The sequence below is a fragment of the Allomesorhizobium camelthorni genome (genome assembly GCF_011045125.1).
GTDB classification, from domain to species: domain Bacteria; phylum Pseudomonadota; class Alphaproteobacteria; order Rhizobiales; family Rhizobiaceae; genus Allomesorhizobium; species Allomesorhizobium camelthorni.
Map to the genome: position 1 here is coordinate 1 of NZ_JAAKZF010000214.1, position 2,256 is coordinate 2,256.

The window sequence follows — 2,256 nt, forward strand, 5'->3', positions numbered from 1 at the left end:
TGCGCCTCGTCCCGGATGGTCCGGGGTGCATATGACTGGAATGCATTGAGAAAGGAGGATTTGAAGAATGCCCTGCTCCCTGCTGTGAGGGGGCAAGAGCCCAAGCGGCGGTGACCTGTCGTCAACTGGCAGGGTGACGTAGCCCGCAGGTAAAGGGAATTGAGGCGAAGCCGTTACGCCGAGATGGTTCCCGAGGCTGTAGCACTGGAAGGTTGAGGAACACGAACCGGTTAATCCGCATCCGAGGGCTGAAATGTCGCCTTCGCCTACACGGCTTAACAGGCGAAATGCTGATGAGGTCGCCGGAGACGTATGTCGGCGGCATCCGAATGTGGGCGTACATGTAGGTCGCCTGCAGGGGGCCATGGGGAGAACACAGCCAGACCATGGCAGCGGCATCGACTTGCGGGACGCAAGGACAAGGACTGCGACCGGCAACCTCCCCAGTGCGTGGAATGTCCAGCATATGAACGAGGGAAGGCATGATGGAATGCCCACGATGTTCTGCGTCGCAAGGGAGTTGACCCTGATGTCCATCATGCTGGCGGAGTTCCCGTAGTAGTCCGCGGCAGGGAGAGCCTGCCACATGGCGAAGGGGAACAGTTCAATCTGCTTGGAGTGCAAATTACCTGACCAAACGAGGTGAAGACCTTTGATAATCAGCGAAATGCAGCACAAGCTCGCAACATGGGCTGAAAGCGATCCGAACCGGCGGTTCGATCGTCTTCTTCGGCTCATTGCCGATCGGGAATGGCTTGCCGAAGCCGCCCGGATCGTTCTGGCGTCAAGTGGCGCCCAGACGCCGGGCATTGACGGAATGGATAAGCAACGCATGCAGGCCGGGCTGGATCGTCATCTGGCCGACCTGCGGACGAACCTGCTGAAGGGCACCTATCGCCCGAAGCCGGTCAAGCGGATCTATATCCCGAAAGCCAATGGCAAGCTACGACCACTGGGTATACCGACCCTGACAGACCGCATTGTCCAGCGTGCCATGCTGATGGCCATGGAGCCGATCTGGGAAAGCGACTTCCATCGCCTGTCCTATGGCTTCCGGCCGGAACGCAGCGTGCACCATGCCGTTCGTACCGTGAAGTTGCAGCTTCAGGATGGCACGGATACGACGAGGGGCCGCTGGATCATCGAAGGTGATCTGGCAAGCTACTTCGACACCGTTCATCATCGGTTGCTTCTGCGATGCGTGCGACGACGGGTGCAGGATGGACGGTTTGTCGATCTACTCTGGCGAATCCTGAAGGCGGGCCACATCGATCGTGGCCTGTTTACGGCGTCCAGCGAGGGTGTTCCGCAAGGCGGCGTGCTGTCGCCGCTCCTGTCCAACATCATGCTCCACGAGTTTGATGCGTGGCTGGAGGCGAAATACCTGAACCGGAAAGCCCGCAAGGATCGCTGGGCATGGAACTTCGGCATTCAGCAGGGACGCCCCATAACGGTTCGAGAGAACCGGCAATGGAAACCTGCGATTGCCTATTGTCGCTATGCCGATGACTTCGTTGTCATCGTCAAAGGGACGAAGGTCCATGCCGAGGAAATCCGCGAGGAATGCCGGGCCTTTCTGGAAGACCGCCTGAAGCTGACGTTGAATATGGAAAAGACCCATATCACCCACGTCGATGACGGGTTCGTCTTTCTGGGGCATCGGATCATTCGCAAGCGAGGGTCGAACGGGCACATGTCCGTCGTCACGACGATACCCAAGGAAAAGGCCAAGGCGTTTGTTCGCAAACTGACTGAGACCCTTTCCGGCAATCATGATGTTGGCAAGGTCGACATGGTGGACCGCCTGAATCGCCAACTGGCGGGATGGGCGGCCTTCTACAAGTTCACCGACTTCACAGCACGCACCTTCCGGCACATCGACCATGTCGTGTTCTGGAAACTGGCGCACTGGCTGGCGCGAAAATATCGGTCACGCATCAAGCCATTGATGCGGAGCTGGTATCGAGCGCCGGAGGCAGGCAAGGCAAAGACCTGGCTTGTTTATGAACGAAGTGACCGTGGAGACCGCGTCGGCAAGGCGCTGCGCCGAATGGTATCCAGTCCCAAGGCGCAGTTCCGGTGGCGGAATCCGGAGGCCAATCCATACATCTTCCGGAGCGAATCTCGCAGCACCGTCACCTCAAACTATCATGATGTTGCTATGGCCCTGGGCCAAGATTGAATAGAGAGCCGTATGCGCTGAAAGGTGCACGTACGGTTCGGGGAGGAGAAGCGCAGCAGCGCTTCTTACTCCAC

The 2,256-nt window shown here is 58.4% G+C and carries 1 protein-coding gene; it reads left to right on the top strand.

From position 1 onward, the window contains the following. The first annotated feature begins 667 nt into the window (after positions 1-667). The gene (ltrA, locus tag G6N73_RS35340; protein WP_165034488.1) at positions 668-2,182 is read left to right on the top strand and encodes a group II intron reverse transcriptase/maturase; all 1,515 of its coding nucleotides are present in this window, start codon (positions 668-670) and stop codon (positions 2,180-2,182) included. The last annotated feature ends 74 nt before the right edge of the window (positions 2,183-2,256 follow it).